Raw genomic sequence first — 18,483 nt, forward strand, 5'->3', positions numbered from 1 at the left:
CGCAGTGGAGTCTGGATCAGTCCTCGTACTCAAGCGGCGTATCGCCGCAGTCCAGCACGATTGAGTGAATGCGAATATCGCACCATTCCCGGAACATCTTGATAGTCAGGTTGCGCGGCCATAGCGCTGGATCGGTATACCAGTCCTCAAGCATTTGCTCGAAAAGCACCTTCCAGCAACGCTGAATCCAACGCTTGCCAGGCTGGTCCACATCGTCGGCTTCGTTCGTCGGGATCAGAAAGGCCGATGGCTCTGCCTGCGCATTCGCCAGTGTGACGGCGGGGGTCGTCGGGACAGGATCCGCTGCGTTGATCCACGCGACGAATGGCGCTTTCGGAACAATGATGGCGACAACCCGGTTAGAGACGAATAGTGGTTCAAGCGACATCTGGTGGACCTCATGCTCGAAGGGGGCGAAGAACAAATGCTAAAGCAAGGTGACGGTCACGGCACGAGTACTTTGCCAGCGAATCTCTTCCGTAGTACTTCCGATTTCATAGACGCTCGAGGCGAGCATCCCCATGCGCCACTACTGACTAGGACCCGTTGAACTCGTCAGTGAAACAGATTTCGCTCATGCTCGTGCGCATTGAATTCTGTTCGGCGCTGAATGAAGGCAAAAAAAGTGCCGTGATCACGGCACCTTCGATATGAGCCCAACCTCCCGGCAGCAGCGACGCTCCCGCCGCCGCTGCCCGGCGCGCCTGGAAACGTTGGCGAGACTTACCGCGCTGTCGCCAACACCCGCCGGACCACCGCCGCGCAAATGCCTGCAAAGACGATCAGCGCGAGCCATTCCGACGTGGTGGCAAAGTCCTTGCCGACAATTGCCAGCGGCGCATCCGATCCGGCAATGCCGACGACCATTGCCATCGCAACGCCGACCAGACTCTCGCCCACGATCAACCCGGATGCTAGCAACACGCCGCGCCGTTCCGCCGCTTCGGCGAACGGCCCGAAGTCCTTGCCCTGCGACTTGGCGCGGGCTTTGAGAACACGCTGCGCAATCCACCCGAGCAACGCACCGATGACCAGCACCGAGCCCACCGTCGGCGGAAGATAGATGCCGATACCTACGGCAATCACCGGTACGCGCGCGACACCACCGCGCCTGGCCAACATCGCGTCGATAGCGATCAACGCGAGACCGAGCACCGCCCCGATACCAAGCATCGACCAGTCGAGCCGATGCGTGAAGATGCCCTTGGCGATGGCCGTCATCAGGATGGCCTGCGGTGCGGACAGCGCTTGCGACGGATCCATCCCAGCACGCGGCAGCGCGTCGGTGAAGCCATAGGCGTTGTACAGCAGATTCAAGACCGGTGGGATCACCGCCGCGCCCACCACGCAGCCGACGAGCAGCGCCACCTGCTGACGCCACGGCGTCGCGCCCACGAGCCAGCCGGTCTTCAGATCCTGCAGGTTGTCGTTCGAGATGGTGGCGATCGCGATCACTGCAGCCGTCGTGAACAATGCCAGCGCAATGGCGAGCTTGCTGCCGCTGCCCGTGTCGACCAGTCCGCTTGCCTGACTGACGCTGAGAATCAGCAACGACACCAGCACCACCGCAACGATACCGATGCCCGAAATCGGACTGGCCGAGGAACCCACCAGCCCGGCCATATACCCGCATGCCGCCGCCACCAGGAACCCGAACACGACGGCGAATACCACGCTGCAGGCGACCAGTGTCGCGATGCCGCCGAACGACAGCGGCGCGTCCGCGAGAAACACGCCGAACGTCACGACCCAAACCGCCACGCACACCAGCGTCAAGCCGATCACCCAATACGGAGAGAGATCCTGTTCCGTACGTCCCAGCGCAACACTTCCGGCGCGTCCACCACGCGACTGCCCCAGCGCGGCGAACGACGTCTTCACGCCCTCGACCATGGGCTTGGCCAGCGTGATGAGCGTCCAGACGGCGGCTACACCGATCGTACCCGCACCGATGAAGCGCACCTTTTGCTGCCACAATCCATTCGCGAACGCCGCAATCGCCTGACCGTCCGTATTAGGCGTGATCGACGTCAACACCGGCACGGCGATGCCCCAGCTCAACACGATGCCGAGCAGAATCGCGAGCCCGGACACGATCCCGATGAGATAGCCTGCCCCGATCAGCGCGAGCGAGAAACCCGTTGTCAGGCGGAAGACGGCCGTGCCGGCGGGAATCCATGCCGTGATGCTCTCGCCAAGCACTTTGAGCCCCGTCGTCGCAAAGGCGAACAGCGCGGACACCACGCCACCGAACGCGATTTCGCGCACGCCGCTCGATTCTGTGCCACGTGCGTTATCCGACTTGGCGCCGCCCGGCGACGTCTCGTCCCCCTCGCTGCCCACGCGCAGAATTTCCGCCGCGGCCAAGCCTTCGGGGTAAGGCAGATCGCTGTCGACGACCATCGCGCGACGCAGCGGAATCGTGAACAGCACGCCGAGAATGCCGCCCGACGCGCAGATCGCCAGCGTCAGGCCGAATGGAAAGCCTTGCCAATGCCCGATCATCAGCAGGCCAGGAAGCACGAAGATGATCGACGAGAGCGTGCCGGCCGCGGACGCCTGCGTCTGCACCATGTTGTTCTCGAGGATGTTGCCGCCGCGAAACGCGCGCAGCACGGCCATCGAGATCACAGCCGCGGGAATGGATGACGAGAAGGTCAGCCCGACTTTCAGGCCGAGATAAACGTTGGAGGCGGTGAACACCACGGTGATCAGTGCGCCGAGAATCATGCCGCGCAACGTCAACTCGGGGAGCGACACTGCGTCGGGAATACGAGTCGGATGAGATGCCATGTGCGAATAGGGGGGATTTCCGCCCAATGAGAACGTGGCGCAAATTGTATGCGCCTCGCTGGTGCACCGCCAGTCTTGACGACCGACATAGAACGACCGTTCGAATCTGCCCCTCTCGCCGCAGTGTCCGCACGAATTTCCGCGCTGCCGCCGCATATTGATGCGAAAGTTCCGCATTGCCAGCAAATCCATCTATTTCCCGGATAGATTCCAACTTTTCCCAATACCAATATTGATGGATCATGCGGGTTTTCCCCTAACGAAGAACCCTCGCGCGCAGGTTCATCGAATTCTGGGATCTGCGCCCATCAAGGAGCTTTCCGATGTCCAGTCTGCATACCCCCTCGCATCCGGCAACCCGGGCACGCGGCGCTCGCCGCTGGCTGGTGCTCGCCGTCGTGTCGGTGGCGCTGCTGCTCATCGTGATCGACATGACGGTGCTGTACACGGCATTGCCTCGTCTGACCCACGATCTCGCAGCGACGGCCTCCGCCAAGCTGTGGATCGTCAACGCCTATGCGCTCGTCGTCTCCGGTCTGCTGCTCGGCATGGGCACATTGGGCGATCGCCTTGGCCACAAGCAACTCTTCCTTGCCGGTCTTGTCGTGTTTGGCGTGGCGTCGCTGGCGGCCGCATTTGCGCCGAGCGCCAACGTGCTGATCGTGGCGCGAGGTTTCCTTGGCGTGGGCGCGGCCATGATGATGCCTGCAACGCTCTCGCTGATCCGTCTGACGTTTACCGATCCGCACGAGCAAGCGCTCGCCATCGGCATCTGGGCGTCGGTGGCATCGGGTGGCGCCGCGTTCGGCCCGATCCTCGGCGGCGCGTTGCTCGAACACTTCTGGTGGGGTTCGGTCTTCCTGATCAACGTGCCGATCGTGCTGATCGCGTTGCCGGTCGCCTGGTGGCTGATCCCGAAGGGAGCGGCGACGTCGAAGCAACCGTGGGACTGGCTCGGTTCGCTGCTCTTCATGATCGGCCTGATCGGCGTGACATACGCGATCAAGAGCGCGGGCAAGACGTCGCCCGACTGGATGACGGTCGGCATTGCCGCTCTCGTCGGCGTCATCTTCCTGTGGGCGTTCGTCAAGCGTCAGCAGCGCAGCGCGCATCCGTTGCTCGACTTCACGCTGTTCCGCAACCCGTTGTTCGCCGGCGCCGTGGCCGCCGCGCTCATGGCGGCCGCCGCCCTTATCGGCATGCAGTTGGTGTTCAGCCAGCGCCTGCAACTGGTGATGGGCTACTCGCCGCTGGAAGCTGGATTGGCCGGTATGCCGTTGTCGCTGGCGGCGTTCGTTGCCGGCCCGATTGCGGGACGAATGCTGCCGCGCATGGGGAGTACGCGTTTGCTGTCGATTGCATTGACGATGTCGGCAGCCGGCATGGCAGGCTATCTCTTCCTTCGCGACTCGGACTTCGTGCTGTGGGCGCTGGCGCTTGCCGTGCTCGGTCTCGGCGTCGGTGCGACGATGACGGCGGCGTCGAGCACGATCATGCAGAGCGCGCCGCCCGAGCGGGCAGGCATGGCGGCGTCGGTCGAGGAAGTCTCGTACGAACTCGGCGGGGCGCTGGGCGTGACGTTCATGGGCAGCCTGCTGACGTTCGTCTACGGCCGCGCGATGGATGTGCCGCAAGTGACGACGCTGCCGGACACCGTACGTGACAGTCTCGACGAAGCGCAACTGGTCGCCGAGCATCTGTCTGCACCGATGGCCGAGTCGCTGACGGCGCTGGCCAACGCGGCCTTCAATCAAGGTTTCGATGCCGTGATTGGCGCGGGTGCGCTGCTGCTTTTCGCCACGGCCGTATGGGGGCGCTGGCACGCCCGTACGCGCTGATTGTTTCGGAGCCGGCCTGCTCAGGGGGCCTGTTGCTCTCCGCTAAGCGCGCCCGCCACCTCGCGGGCGCGCTTTCGTTTCATTTCAACGAACAAGACAGCCAATGCGCAATGCGCACGCCGTCGAGGCGCGAGCCTTCCGGTGTGTCGCTGCCGAGCATCGTCACGATGACGGGGCGTCGCTTGTGCACCATCACACGCATGACCATGTTGTGCCCGGACTCGTTGATGAAGCCGGTCTTCTGCACGCTCGCGTGCACCTTCCCGTAGCGCACCAGCCGGTTCGTATTGACGTACTGCAACTGGCCTTTGCCCGTGTGCACCTTTTGTTGATGATCGATGGAATAGCGCCGGATCAACGGATAATCGTTCGACGCGCGCACCAGACGTGCGAGCTCACGCGCCGTCGAAACGTTGCGAGGCGACAGCCCCGTCGAATTCTCGAAGCGGGTATTCGGCATGTTCAGCGCGCGCGCCTTGGCGTTCATGGCGTTGACGAACGCGGTGCGTCCGCCCGGATAGTCGCGGCTCAGCGCGGCCGCGGCTCGATTCTCCGAGGCCATCAGCGAGATATGCAGCATGTCAGCGCGCGAGAGCGTCGAGCCGACGGCCAGACGAGAATGCGTGAACTTGAGCGTGTCGAGATCGGCGTTGGTCACACGCAGCGGCGTGCGCATGGCCGGAGCGCTGTCGAGCCAGACGACGGCCGTCATCAACTTGGTGAGCGAAGCGATCGGACGCACCTGGTCCGCGTTCCTGGCGAAGAGTGGGGTACCGGTCTTCTCGTCGATGATATAGACCGCGCGCGAGAACAGGCGCTTGCGCGACGTCGCGGTGAAGCCGCAGCGCGCGAGCAGACGCGGCTTGGCGTCGGTGCTGAGCTGTGCGGAGGGCGCCTTGGCTACTGCGGCCTTCGGCGTGGGATGACGCTGCGCGGTCCGGGCCGCGGTGGACTTCGGTGCGTTGCGTCGTTGCACCGCCCTTGCATGGCGCGATGCCTGCTTGCTCTTCGCTGCCTTCGCTGCCTTCGCTGCTTTCGCCGCCTTTGTTGCCGGCTTGCCTTTGGCTGTCGCGTGACGCGAAGCCGCACCGTGGCTCGCGGTGCGCTTTTTCGACGTACTCGCCGCAGTCGCTTTGCGATGCGTCGCTTTCGACGATTTTTTTGCGACGGCTTTCTTCTTGGACGCATCCAGGCGCCGCTTGCCAGTGCTCGTCTGATGCGCGTTGGCTGCCAGCGCATCGCTGATGGGAAGTCCCGCGATGAGCAGGATCACGCCGAAGAGCATCAGACGCGCCAGCGCAATCGCGCGCGGCGACACGCCATGGAGTGTGGGCAACTGTCGCAGCAATGACGGACGGGACAGCAGGCGAGGAGACCCCGATGGGGACGGCAGGTGCGGGCTTGGCGGCGGGTACCACTGGGCAGACATCTTCGCGGTTCCGTAGAGGTGCAATACACGGGCAAACTCGTTGGACGAAGCTCCCGCGAGGAGTTCCTGAATTTTCAGCGCCCGTATCACAAATAATGACAAGTGGCGGTCATGAGGCGCACGAAAGCATCTGCGATGCACGGCGTATTTGCTTTGCAAAATTGGTTATTGGACGGTGCGCGGCACGTCTTTCTAGACTGAGCGTTCGCCTCAAACGGCGCCGTTCACACCAACTGATAAGGGGAATACCTCATGCAACGCCGTCAATTGTTTCGCCTGCTCGGCAGCCTCTCGGTCGCACTGGCCTTCGGCGCGCTTGGGACGATGGGCGCACACGCGGCCGACAAGCCGCTCAAGGTCGGCGTTCGCGGCGGCGTCGACGAGGAAATCTGGGAGGTGGTCACGAAGGTCGCGAAATCGCGCGGCCTGAATGTCGAGCCGATCGTGATCACCGGCACGGCAAGTCCGAACGAGGCGCTCAACAATGGCGACCTCGACGCCAACTCGTTCCAGCACATCCCGTTCCTGCGCGATCAGGTCAAGCAACGCGGCTACAAGATAGTGTCGGTCGGCGACACGCTGATTTCGCCCATCGCCTTCTATTCGAAGAAGTACAAATCGCTCGAAGCGCTGCCTGTGGGCGCGAAGATCGGCCTGCCGAACGACCCCAGCAACCAGACACGTGCGCTCGTGATCCTGCGCGACCACGGCTTGATCAAGTTGCGCGACGGCTTCGATCCGTACACCGGCACGGCGACGCTCGCCGACGTGACGGCCAATCCGCGCAAGCTCGAGTTCATCGAAAGCGCGTCGGTGGTGCTGGCGCGTTCGCTGCCCGACGTCGACGCGTCGGCGATCGTCAACAGCTTCGCCTATCAGGTCGGACTCATTGCCACGCGAGACGGCATCGCCGTGGAGAAGCGCCAGAACAATCCGTACGTCAACATCATTGCCGTGCGCGAGAAGGACAAGAGCGCGCCGTGGGTCGCACCGCTCGTCAAGGCGTACCAGTCGGAAGAAGTGCGCAAGTTCATCGAGACGAAGTACCAGGGCTCGGTTGTCCCCGCCTTTTGACGCCGAATGACGAGCGTCGAACGACGGACACCGGCCGCTCACCTCGGCTAACGGTCGTTCACGATCACCCATGGCCGACGGCGACACCGCGGGGCATGCCCCCGCGAGTCACGGGCCTCCATCACGCAAGGAATTCGCGATGACGCAACGACAACCCTCCTCGGCACCCGTGACGCGTTTGCCGACCGCCGCGGCGCGCGAGATTGCCCACATCACCTTCGACGGTCTCGGCAAGGTCTACCCGGGGGCGTCGAGCGCGGCGTTGCAGGATGTCTCGTTCGCTGTGCAGCGCGGCGAGAGCTTCGGCATCATCGGTCGCAGCGGCGCGGGCAAGTCCACGTTGCTGCGCACGATCAACGCGCTGGAGTTGCCCAGCACCGGCCAGGTCAAGGTCGATGGCGTGGATGTCGCGACCCTCGACGAGGACGCGCTCGTCGATCTGCGCCGCCGTATCGGCATGATCTTCCAGCACTTCAATCTGCTCTCGGCGAAGACCGTCTTCGAGAACGTCGCGTTGCCGCTACGCGTAGCCGGTGTGCCGAAGGCACGGATCGCCCCGCGCGTGAACGAACTGCTTTCCCTCGTGGGGCTGGCGGGCAAGGCCGAGGCCTATCCCGCCATGCTCTCCGGCGGTCAGAAACAGCGTGTGGGCATCGCTCGCGCCCTCGTGCATCGTCCCGAGATCCTGCTGTGCGACGAAGCGACGTCGGCGCTCGATCCGGAGACGACCGATGCGATTCTTACCCTGCTTGGCGACGTGCAGCGCGAATTCGGCCTCACGGTCGTGCTCATCACGCACGACATGGGCGTCATTCATCAGGCGTGCGAGCGAGTGCTCGTGCTCGATCAGGGCCATATTGCCGAACTCGGACCGGTGGAAGAAGTGTTCGCGAATCCGCTCTCCGAAGCCACTCGCGCGTTGCTGCGTCCTCTGCAGCACGCATGGCAGGGGCGTCCGTCCCGGCCCGCCGTACGTGCGGCCGCCCACGCCGTCTGACAACCGGACGCTTGTTACCGCACGTTACCGCACTCATCATGATCGACAAATATCTACGCGCCTTCGGCGAAACCTTGCTGATGGTCACGAGCGCCTGCGCCATCGTGTTCGCGGTCGGCCTGCTGCTCGCCGTGGTGCTCGTCGTCACGGCGCTCGGCGGTCTGGCGCCGCGTCCGCGACTGAATCGCGTGCTTTCGGTGATCGTGAACCTGTTTCGCGCGGTGCCGTTCATCATCCTGCTGGTGGCGCTGCTGCCGGTCACACGCTGGCTCGTCGGCACGACGATGGGGACGTGGGCCGCCGTGGTGCCGCTCGCGGTGCATCTGATTCCGTTCTTCGCGCGAGTGACGCAGGTCGCGCTGCGTGAAATCGAACCTGGGCTGGTCGAAGCGGCGCGCGCGATGGGGTGCCGGCGCTGGCACATCGTGCGCCATGTGCTGCTGCCCGAGGCGCTGCCGGCGATCCTCGGCGGCGCGACGGTCACCGTCATCGCGATGGTCGGTGCGTCGGCCATGGCCGGGGCCGTGGGCGCCGGCGGCCTGGGCGATCTCGCGGTTCGCTACGGCTACGAGCGCTATGAGACGGCCGTGATGTTCAACGTGATCGCGATTCTCGTGGCGCTCGTCACGCTGGTGCAGTTCTCGGGTGAGCGTCTGGCGCGGCGTGTCGATCACCGGCGTTGAGCACGGAAGGGGCGGAAGCGCGCAGACAAAAAAATGGGGCCGCGCGAGCGGCCCCATCGTCATGCCGGATCCGGACGCCGCCGAGCGTCGTCCGGATCAAAGCACGTGCATCAATACCCGAGCGCGAGACCCGTGTTGCGACGCGGATCGTTCGCGCCGTAGTAGCGGTTCTTGCCGACCGGCTTGCCGCCGAGCGACGGCGCACCCACGAGAATCGCGGCGATGTGGTTCGCCGGTTGCGGGCCGGCAAACTTCTGGCCCCAGCTCTCCAGGATCTTCTGCGTGTCCGGGCTCAGCGCGAACCGCTCGATGTTGGTCGCCTCGGGCATCCACTGCTGGTGGAAGCGCGGCGCATCGACGGCTTCCTGCAGGTTCATGTCATAGTCGATCACGTTGAGGATCGTGAGCAGCGTGGCCGTGATGATGCGGCTGCCACCCGGCGTGCCGACCACCATGACCGGCTTGCCATCCTTCGTGACGATCGTCGGGCTCATCGACGAGAGCGGACGACGACCCGGGCCGATGGCGTTCGCTTCACCCTGGATCAGACCGTACAGGTTCGGCACGCCCACCTTGGCGGTGAAGTCATCCATTTCGTCGTTGAGCAGCACGCCCGTACCGTTGGCCATGACCTTCGCGCCGAACCAGTCGTTGAGCGTGTAGGTGACGGATACGGCGTTGCCGTCCTTGTCGATGATGGAGTAGTGCGTGGTGTTGCTGCCTTCATGCGGCGGCACACCCGGTTTGATCTCTTGCGAGATGCCGGCCTTCTGCGGGTTGATCGCGGCGCGGATCTTGGCGGCGTAGTTCTTGTCGAGCAGGTGGGCGATCGGGTTCTTCACGAAGTCCGGGTCGCCCAGATAGCTGTTGCGGTCGACATACGCGTGACGCATTGCCTCGATGGTGTAGTGCACCCCTTGCGCCGAGTGAAAACCCAGGTCCTTCATCGGGTAGCCTTCGAGGATGTTCATGATCTCGCAGATCACCACGCCGCCCGAGCTCGGGGGCGGTGCGGAGACCACGTGATAGCCGCGATAGTCGCACTCGACCGGGGCGAGCTCACGCGTTTTGTACTGATCGAGGTCGGCCTGCGTGATGATGCCGCCGCCGGCCTTCATCGACGCCACCAGCTTGTCGGCGACCTCGCCCTTGTAGAAGCCGTCCGTGCCCTTGGTGCTGATCAGCTTGAGCGTGCGCGCCAGATCCTTCTGCACCAGACGCTCGCCGGGCTGGAACGGTTGCCCCTTGTTCAGGAAGATGGCGCCCGAATTGGCGCGATCTTTCTCGAAGTCCTTGGTCGACGTCCACAGCATGTCGACGTCGCCCTGATCGAGCACGAAGCCCTTGTCCGCCAGCGTGATGGCCGGCGCGAGCAGTTGCTGACGCGTTTTCGTGCCGTATTTCTCACGCGCGTACTCCATGCCCGACACCGTGCCCGGCACGCCTACGGCTAGATAGCCGGTAGTCGAGGCGCCCTTGATGACGTTGCCGTCCTTGTCGAGGTACATGTTCGCGGTCGCGGCGAGCGGAGCCTTCTCGCGGAAATCGAGGAAGGTCTTGCGGCCGTCGGCGAGCTGGATCGTCATGAAGCCGCCGCCGCCGATGTTGCCGGCGGCCGGATACACCACGGCGAGCGCATAACCCACGGCAACGGCGGCATCGATGGCGTTGCCGCCCGACTTGAGCACGTCCACGCCGACTTTCGACGCGAGATGCTGGGCGGTCACGACCATGCCGTTCTCCGCACCGACCGGCGCCTGCGAGGCCGCGTGAACGTTGAACAGCGCACACCCCAGGACCGTGGCCAGGAGCGCTTTGGTGAAGGTTGGATTTTTCATCGTCTTTGTGTCTTTCGTTCTTGAGCGAGATTGGGAAACTTCAACAGCGCGCGCGACGGGCGCACGACGGGCAGCTCGCTCGATGACCGGGTCCCCGAGAGGGGCACCCGGCGGGGCGATGTCTCCGCTGCCGGACAACTGTCGTGCGTGAAGTTCCGTCGACAGACGAACGGTAACGCATAACGGGTAATTGGGGAAAGATGCGCCAAAAGTCCGGGCGACGGGCCACGGCGGGATATCGACGTGGCTCTGGACAATTCCCAAAAGTGCCTGCGCGCCTTCATGGGCAAGCATCGAGCCATAATCGGGGTCAGATGAAGGGGCGCATTTGTCGGGAAGCACCGTGCGGTGCGTGTGGCAAACCGGCAGGAAAATAAGGGAATCTGCCGGGGCGCTGTTGCACGGTCACCACGGGGCAGGAGGCGCGCGTGGTGGCGCGATGTGGTGCGACGTGACCACATCGTGCGTTAGTCAGACGAGCAGATCTTCGTAGAACGCACCGAACGGACGCGTCGGGTGTGCGATCTGGATCTCCAGAATCCACAGGCCGCCGTTGGGCGTATCGGCGAGATCGCCGAGCTTGCCGCCCTTGTAGATGGCGTGGGGGAAGTCGCTCACGCGGTGGCCCTTGATATCGAGGTTGAGCACCCAGCCCATGGCCTCGGCCTGCGCCTTCGCAAATTCGTACAGGGCCTGGCCGCTCACGCCGTGCTCGCGCCAGTGGGCGTGCACGATGTCGAAGAGGCGCTTGGCGTCATCGGCGCAGCGTTGCATCTCGGGGTCGGACCCGGTCGTGCGCGTGAACCCGCAATCGCCCTCGTGCGCCCCGAAGACCACGCCGATGTCGATGAAATAGATGTCGTCGTCGCCGAGAATCGGATCGTCGTCGCTGCGTTCGCTGAACGTGCGCAGCGTGTTCTTGCCGAAGCGGATCAGCACCGGATGCCAGATGCGGTCCATGCCGAGCGTGCCGAGCAGCGCCTTGCCCGCGGCAATCGCTTCCGACTCGCGCATGCCCGGTACGATGAGCTGCGCGATCTTCTCGGTCGCTTCCCATGTCAGGGCCTGGGCGCGTTGCATGGCGGCGGCGCTGAACTTCGCCCCGACCGCCTCTCGTTGTGCCAACTCCATCGAATCTCTCCACTGATTGACGATTACTGAATGTACTTGGGGGCCACATCCGCCGCGTTGCATTCTGCGGAACAGGCGTCACGGTGATAAGGATAATGTCTAACTTGTATAATTCGAAGCGCCATTTTCCGCATCTTCGATTGGGCCACTTTGGAATCCGCCTCCGCCATGCGCCGACGCCACGTCAGTCAATCGCTCGAATTGCCGCTCGCCGACCGCCATGAGAAGGAGACGCGGCAAGCCTGGGTCTACCGTTGCGTACGGGAACGCATTCTGGCCGGGGAGTTGCGACGCGGCGACCGGCTGCCGTCCACGCGCACGCTGGCCGAGCGCTGGGGCGTGTCGCGCGGCATCGTGGAACTGGCCTTCGAACAACTGACGCTCGAAGGGTATGTGACGAGCCGTGTCGGTGCGGGGACGGAAGTGCTCGCCGACCTCTCCGGCACGATGACGCCGCCGAATGCCCGGCATGATGCGCCGTCGGCGGCCGAGCCGCTGCCTGAGAGTGCGGCATCGCTCGCGCTCAAGACCGGGCGCTCCGTCGACACGGCGCTGTTCTCGCTGCCGGCGTGGCGTCGACACATGAATCGCGCGCTGCGCACGGTCACCGCCGAGCAACTCGCCGACACCGATCCGCGCGGCTACGCACCGCTGCGCGAGAGTATTGCCCGCTACGTGCGCGTGACGCGCGGCATCGCGTGCGAGGCTTCCGAGATCGTCGTGACGACCGGCATCCGGCACGCCATCGATCTGATTACCGACGTCCTCGCCGACGCTTCCACTCCCTGCTATCTCGAAGACCCCGGCTACAAGAATCTGCCGTCGCTGCTTGGCGTGCCGCCGTCGCGCTGCGTGAGCGTGCCGGTCGACGACGAGGGCTTTGTCGTCGACGCCGCGGCTCGGGCCGACGAGGCGATGCTCGGCATCGCCTACGTGACGCCTGCCCATCAGGCGCCGCTCGGCACCACCATGTCGATCAACCGCCGCGTGCAGTTGCTCGAGTGGGCGGCGCGTCACGACATATGGATCGTCGAGGACGACTACGACAGCGAGTTCAGCTACGGCAGTGCGCCGCTGCCGGCGCTCAAGGCCATCGACACGCACGGGCGCGTGATTCATTGCAGCAGCTTCAACAAATCGCTGTTCCCGTCGCTGCGCATCGGCTACCTGATCGCACCGCCGGCGCTGCTTGCACGTATCGCGCTGCTGCGCTCGGCGTCGGGCCGGGCGAACAGCCTGATCGAACAGATGGCGCTGGCGAGCTATATCGACGCCGGCGATTTCGCCCGGCATCTGCGCGCCTCGCGCAGCGTCTATCTGCGGCGGCGCAATCTTCTGCTCGACACGTTGCGCGCGAAGCTGACCACGCCGTGCCGCATCACCGGCGAGCATGCGGGCTTTCACTGCGTGCTGTGGCTACCCGCGCACGTCGACGAGGCGGCGCTGGTGGCGGCGCTGCGTGAGCGGGACGTCTACGTGGAGGGGCTGGCGGAATTCACGCGGGCACGGACAGTGCCGCCCGCGCTGGTGCTGGGCTACGCGGCGCTCGACGACGCGCGGCTGCCGGAGATCGCAACGCGGATCGCCGCGGCCGTCGATGCGGCGGCGATCCGGTGAGTCCGCGTCAAGCGCAGCGATGATGCCTGCGCTTGCAGGTGAGACTCAATCGTCCCGACAGCGATTGCGCAATTCGAGGCGAATGACGAACCCGCCGGCGACGGCCGACATGATGGCGAGCGCGTACCACGTCAACAGATAGCTCATGTGGTTGTTCGGAAACTGCACCACGGTGAGGCCGCCGACAGGGTAATCGAGCGCTGGTGCCCGGCCGGTCGAGGCTTCGCCGTCGCCATTGGGCAGCCTGGGCAGACTCGCCCGCGCGCCCGGCGCGGCGTCGGCGTCGACGAAGTAGGGGGCGACATTCGACAGCCCGCGCGCGGTGGCAATGGCCGCGACGTCGCGCGAATACCAGAGGTTCTCCGCGGGCGCATTTTTGCGCAGGAAACCGCCCCCGGTCTCCGACATGCGCAACAACCCGGTGACGGTCACGTCTCCCGAGGGCGCCGGTGGCACCGATTCCTTCCACCCGGGCGGCACGAAACCGCGATTGACGAGCACTTCGCCGCCGTCGGCCGTGCGCAGCGGCGTGAGCACCCAGTATCCGCCGCCCAGGTCGGTGACGGCCTGCACGAGCGTGTCCTTGTCGAACGCGTACGTGCCGGTGAGCGAGACGTGGCGGTATTCGTCGTCGGCGGCGTTGACCGTCGGCCATTGGGCGCGCCCGGGCGCGGCGGACGGCGGCGCGTGCACGCGCGTGTTGACCCGCTCGATCAGTTCCAGCTTCCACGCGCGGCGATGCACCTGCCAGGTGCCGAGCGCGACGAACACGCAGACGAGCAACAGCGTGATGACGCCGAGGACGACCAGCCGCAGGGGGGAGGGACGGGAAGCACGGGGAGGGCGGGCAGGGGGGAACCGAGGCCCGAAGCGCGCGGGGGACGCTGCGCGTCCCCCGTCTCATGAAGTCGATTGCTGCTCAAGGGAATACCGTTCAGGGAAGGTTCTTCGTATCCGGCATCATACCCGGCATCATGTTTTGGTTCAGGTGATACATCACCCACAGCGATCCCGACAGCGTGATCACCACCATCACGATCGTGAAGATCAGCGACAACAGGTTCCAGCCGCCTTCCGCCTTCCCGTTCATGTGCAGGAAGTAGATCATGTGCACCACGATCTGGATGGCGCCCACAAAGAGAATCAGAATGGCGGTCGTGCTCGATTTCTCGAACACGCCGCCCATCACGAACCAGAACGGAATCGCGGTGAGGATGACCGACAGGATGAAGCCCGTCGCGTAACCGCGCAGCGTGCTGTGCGGCCCGTCGTCGTGCTCATCGTGATCATGCTCGTGATCGTGCCCGTCGGCATCGTGCAGCGTCGAATCGTGGGTGCTCACGGCAGCACTCCCATCAGATAGACAAAGGTGAAGACGCCGATCCAGACGACGTCGAGAAAGTGCCAGAACATCGACAGGCACATCAGGCGGCGCCGGTTCGGCGCGGTGAGGCCGTACTTGCCGACCTGCACCATCAGCGTGACGAGCCAGACGATCCCGAACGTGACGTGCAGTCCGTGCGTGCTCACCAGCGTGAAGAACGATGACAGGAACGCACTGCGCCAGGGACCGGCGCCCTCATGGATGAGGTTCGCGAATTCGTAAAGTTCCAGCGAGAGGAACGCCGCGCCGAGCACGCCGGTCACCGCGAGCCAGCCGAGCACCGCACCCTGGCGGCGCCGTTGCATCTCCAGCATCGCAAAGCCGTAGGTGATCGACGAGAGCAGCAGGAACGTGGTGTTCAGCGCCACGAGGGGCAGCTCGAACAACTCCGCGCCGGTCGGCCCGCCGGCGTAGTTGCGACCGAGCACGCCGTACGTCGCGAACAGGCACGCGAAGATGAGGCAGTCGCTCATCAGGTACACCCAGAAGCCGAGCAACGTCCCGCTGGGCGGGTGATAGTCGCTCGTCATCAGGAACTTCAACTCGCCGTCGCGCGGCGGATTGGCGGCGGGCATGCCGCCTGGCGGGAAGGTTGCGGTCGTATCAGACATGCTGGGCGAGCAGTCGCGTGCGAGCTGCCTCCGTGTGTTCGACCCGATCGGCCGGGATGTAGTACTCGCGGTGATAGTTGAACGTGTGAGCGATTGCCACCGCCAGCAGCGCGATGAACGAGACGATCACCACCAGCCACATGTGCCAGATGAGCCCGAAGCCGCACACCGTCGACAGGCCTGCGAGGATGATGCCCGCGCCGGTATTCTTCGGCATGTGAATCGGCAGGAAGCCGCTTTCCGGCCGCTTGAAACCGTGTTGCTTCATCTGCCACCAGGCGTCGTTGTCGTGCACGATCGGCGTGAAGGCGAAGTTGTAGTCCGGCGGCGGCGACGAAGTCGACCATTCCAGCGTGCGGCCGTGCCACGGATCGCCGGTGACGTCGCGCAGTTGTTCGCGGCGCATGAAGCTCACCACCAGTTGGACGATGAAGCACAGGATGCCGATGCCGATCAGCAACGCGCCCACGGCGGCGACCTGGAACCAGATCTGCAGGGACGGATCGTCGAAGTGGCTCACGCGGCGCGTCACGCCCATCAGGCCGAGCAGATAGAGCGGCATGAAGGCGACATAGAAGCCGATGAACCAGAACCAGAACGAGCACTTGCCCCAGAACGGATCGAGCCGGTAGCCGAACGCCTTCGGGAACCAGTAGCTGATCGCCGCCATGATCCCGAACACCACGCCGCCGATGATCACGTTGTGGAAGTGCGCGATCAGGAACAGGCCGTTGTGCAGCGAGAAGTCCGCCGGCGGCACGGCCAGGAGCACGCCGGTCATGCCGCCGATGACGAACGTCACCATGAAGCCCACCGTCCACAGCATCGGCACCTCGAAGCGGATGCGCCCACGGTACATGGTGAACAGCCAGTTGAATATCTTCGCGCCGGTCGGTATCGAGATGATCATCGTCGTGATGCCGAAGAACGAGTTCACGCTCGCGCCCGAGCCCATCGTGAAGAAGTGGTGCAGCCACACGAGATAGGACAGCACCGTGATCACGACCGTGGCATAGACCATCGACGCATACCCGAACAGACGCTTGCCGGTGAAAGTCGCAACGACTTCCGAGTACACGCCGAACACCGGCAGCACGAGGATGTAGACCTCCGGGTGGCCCCAGATCCAGATGAGGTTGACGTACATCATCGGGTTGCCGCCCAGATCGTTCGTGAAGAAGTTGGTGCCGGCGTAGCGATCGAGCGCGAGCAGGGCGAGCACGGCGGTCAGCACCGGGAAGGCGGCCACGATCAGCACGTTCGTGCACAGCGAGGTCCAGGTGAACACCGGCATGCGCATCATCGTCATGCCCGGCGCGCGCATCTTCACGATGGTCACCAGCAGGTTGATCCCCGACAGCAGTGTGCCGATCCCGGCGATCTGCAACGCCCATATGAAGTAGTCGACGCCCACGTCGGGGCTCTGTTCCAGCCCCGACAGCGGCGGATAGGCGAGCCAGCCCGTGCGGGCGAATTCGCCGACGAAGAGCGACATCATCACGAGCACCGCGCCGCTCGTCGTCATCCAGAAGCTGAAGTTGTTGAGGAAGGGAAACGCCACGTCGCGCGCGCCGATCTGCAGCGGCACCACGAAGTTCATGAGGCCGGTGACGAGCGGCATCGCCACGAAGAAGATCATGATCACGCCGTGCGCGGTGAAGATCTGATCGTAGTGATGCGGCGGCAGGTAGCCGGCGTTGTCGCCGAACGAGATCGCCTGTTGCAGTCGCATCATCGCCGCGTCGGCGAAGCCGCGCAGCAGCATGACGATCCCCAGGATCACGTACATGATGCCGATCTTCTTGTGATCGATGCTCGTGAACCACTCGCGCCAGAGATAGCCCCACAGCCTGAAGTAGGTAATGGCCCCGAGCACGACGATGCCGCCGAGCGCCACCGCCGCGAAGGTCGCGAGGAGGATCGGTTCGTGGTACGGGATCGCCTCTATCGTGAGGCGGCCGAAGATCAGCTTGACGATGTCCATAAGCTCGAACCTGGGATCATTCGCGCGCGGGGCGCATCATTGTCGAGGGTCGCTCGCGTGCGGCGTCACTGCGTGAGTGCCTCACCGGGCGCGCGCCGGGTGTCCTGCGCAAACTGCGCCGTGTTCCGGGCCGTGCACATCGCCCCGGCGAGCAACGCGTCGGCCTTGCCCGTCCGCGCGCGGCCGGCATGCGGGTGATTGGGCTGATCCATCATGTCCTTCAGACAGGTCTGTCCCGGTTGGACGCAACGGTTGAGAATCGCGTCGTAGAGATTGGGCGACACGTCCGCGTAGTAGTGCACGGGCACCCATTCGCTCGGTTTCGCGAGCGCCTCGTACTTGTCGCGCGACAGGTTCTCGCCCTTCGCCTTGACCTTGGCGACCCAGGCGTCGAATTCCTCCGGAGAGACGCCGTGGAACTTGAAGCGCATGCCCGAGAAGCCCGCCCCGCTGTAGTTGGCGGAGAAGCCGTCATAGACGCCCGGTTTGTTGACGACTGCGTGCAGCTTCGTCTCCATGCCGGGCATGGCGTACACCTGGCCGGCGAGCGCGGGGACGAAGAACGAGTTCATCATCGTCGTCGCCGTGATCTCGAAGCGGATCGGACGATCCACCGGCGCGGTCAGTTCATTGACCGTTGCGATTCCTTGATCGGGATAGAAGAAGAGCCACTTCCAGTCCATTGCCACGACCTGCACCGTGAGCGGACGCGTGTCGGGGGGGATGTCGCGTTTGGCGTCGATGCGCTCGAGCGGACGATATGGATCGAGCTTGTGCGTGCTCACCCAGGTGAGCGCCCCCAACGCGATGATGATCATGAGCGGCGCGGCCCAGATCAGCAGTTCGAGCAGCGTCGAGTGATCCCACTCGGGGGTGTAGACGGCGTTCTTGTTCGATTCCCGATATCGCCACGCGAAAAGCAGTGTGAGCACGATCACCGGTACGATGATCAGCAGCATCAGGATGGTGGAGACGATGATGATGTCGCGCTGCCTTACCGCGAGATCGCCGGCGGGCGACATCAATACGGTACTGCAGCCGGACAGCCATGCGGCGGCGGGGAGCAAAAGTACCCCGCGGATAAACTTTGGGGAAGCCATGCTG

At 64.3% G+C, this 18,483-nt stretch carries 14 protein-coding genes and 1 pseudogene; 5 read left to right on the forward strand and 10 right to left on the reverse strand.

The genetic code is table 11. The features are described 5' to 3' along the window. Positions 1-16: 16 nt before the first annotated feature. Positions 17-388 (reverse strand): hypothetical protein, encoded by a 372-nt coding sequence (locus tag RO07_RS05570; RefSeq protein WP_039414377.1) that lies wholly within the window; start codon positions 386-388, stop codon positions 17-19. 335 nt (positions 389-723) lie between these two features. Further along, on the reverse strand, positions 724-2,793 hold the full coding sequence (locus RO07_RS05575; RefSeq protein ID WP_039408775.1) for an OPT family oligopeptide transporter: 2,070 nt from the start codon (positions 2,791-2,793) through the stop codon (positions 724-726). Positions 2,794-3,116: 323 nt separating this feature from the next. Here RO07_RS05575 and RO07_RS05580 point away from each other — a divergent pair, with 323 nt between their 5' ends. Further along, entirely contained in the window at positions 3,117-4,631 is a 1,515-nt protein-coding gene (locus tag RO07_RS05580) for a DHA2 family efflux MFS transporter permease subunit (protein WP_039408777.1), read from the forward strand. A gap of 79 nt (positions 4,632-4,710) precedes the next feature. Here the strand turns inward: RO07_RS05580 and RO07_RS05585 are convergent, their stop codons facing one another. Then, a complete protein-coding gene (locus RO07_RS05585) occupies positions 4,711-6,060 on the reverse strand; it encodes a serine hydrolase (RefSeq protein WP_237171383.1) in 1,350 nt (449 codons plus the stop codon). Between the two features lie 252 nt (positions 6,061-6,312). On the opposite strand from RO07_RS05585, the gene RO07_RS05590 reads away from it, so the two are divergent. The 3 genes and pseudogenes from RO07_RS05590 (at position 6,313) to RO07_RS05600 (ending at position 8,814) form a co-directional block, all read left to right on the forward strand. Beyond that, positions 6,313-7,134, forward strand: a complete 822-nt coding sequence (locus RO07_RS05590) for a MetQ/NlpA family ABC transporter substrate-binding protein (RefSeq protein ID WP_039408782.1) — start codon at positions 6,313-6,315, stop codon at positions 7,132-7,134. A gap of 139 nt (positions 7,135-7,273) precedes the next feature. Then, a pseudogene (locus RO07_RS05595) lies at positions 7,274-8,074 on the forward strand (methionine ABC transporter ATP-binding protein); the annotation flags it as partial. Positions 8,075-8,169: 95 nt separating this feature from the next. Next, positions 8,170-8,814, forward strand: coding sequence for a methionine ABC transporter permease (locus RO07_RS05600; RefSeq protein WP_039408785.1), 645 nt, complete (start codon positions 8,170-8,172; stop codon positions 8,812-8,814). Between the two features lie 110 nt (positions 8,815-8,924). Here the strand turns inward: RO07_RS05600 and ggt are convergent, their stop codons facing one another. Together ggt and RO07_RS05610 are read right to left on the reverse strand one after the other, a co-directional pair. Next, entirely contained in the window at positions 8,925-10,547 is a 1,623-nt protein-coding gene (ggt, locus tag RO07_RS05605; RefSeq protein ID WP_418303716.1) for a gamma-glutamyltransferase, read from the reverse strand. Positions 10,548-11,123: 576 nt separating this feature from the next. Next, complete coding sequence (locus RO07_RS05610) at positions 11,124-11,783, reverse strand: M24 family metallopeptidase (protein ID WP_039408789.1); 660 nt, start codon at positions 11,781-11,783, stop codon at positions 11,124-11,126. Between the two features lie 168 nt (positions 11,784-11,951). On the opposite strand from RO07_RS05610, the gene pdxR reads away from it, so the two are divergent. Continuing rightward, the gene (pdxR, locus tag RO07_RS05615; RefSeq protein ID WP_039408792.1) at positions 11,952-13,400 is read left to right on the forward strand and encodes a MocR-like pyridoxine biosynthesis transcription factor PdxR; all 1,449 of its coding nucleotides are present in this window, start codon (positions 11,952-11,954) and stop codon (positions 13,398-13,400) included. Positions 13,401-13,445: 45 nt separating this feature from the next. Here pdxR and RO07_RS05620 read toward each other — a convergent pair whose 3' ends face one another. From RO07_RS05620 to cyoA, 5 genes are all read right to left on the reverse strand, one after another. Next, the gene (locus RO07_RS05620) at positions 13,446-14,216 is read right to left on the reverse strand and encodes an SURF1 family protein (RefSeq protein ID WP_237171441.1); all 771 of its coding nucleotides are present in this window, start codon (positions 14,214-14,216) and stop codon (positions 13,446-13,448) included. A gap of 118 nt (positions 14,217-14,334) precedes the next feature. Next, on the reverse strand, positions 14,335-14,742 hold the full coding sequence (gene cyoD / locus RO07_RS05625; RefSeq protein ID WP_039408800.1) for a cytochrome o ubiquinol oxidase subunit IV: 408 nt from the start codon (positions 14,740-14,742) through the stop codon (positions 14,335-14,337). Then, positions 14,739-15,395 carry a cytochrome o ubiquinol oxidase subunit III gene (gene cyoC / locus RO07_RS05630; protein ID WP_039408803.1) on the reverse strand — a complete coding sequence of 219 codons (657 nt, stop codon included), beginning with the start codon at positions 15,393-15,395 and terminating at the stop codon, positions 14,739-14,741. The genes cyoD and cyoC overlap by 4 nt, the downstream gene beginning before the upstream one ends. Beyond that, positions 15,388-17,379: a cytochrome o ubiquinol oxidase subunit I gene (cyoB, locus tag RO07_RS05635; protein ID WP_039408805.1), complete on the reverse strand. Its 1,992-nt coding sequence runs from the start codon at positions 17,377-17,379 to the stop codon at positions 15,388-15,390. The genes cyoC and cyoB overlap by 8 nt, the downstream gene beginning before the upstream one ends. A gap of 65 nt (positions 17,380-17,444) precedes the next feature. Then, on the reverse strand, positions 17,445-18,479 hold the full coding sequence (gene cyoA / locus RO07_RS05640) for a ubiquinol oxidase subunit II (protein ID WP_052267530.1): 1,035 nt from the start codon (positions 18,477-18,479) through the stop codon (positions 17,445-17,447). Positions 18,480-18,483: the final 4 nt, after the last annotated feature.

Source organism: Pandoraea pulmonicola, from assembly GCF_000815105.2.
In the GTDB taxonomy this organism is placed as follows: domain Bacteria; phylum Pseudomonadota; class Gammaproteobacteria; order Burkholderiales; family Burkholderiaceae; genus Pandoraea; species Pandoraea pulmonicola.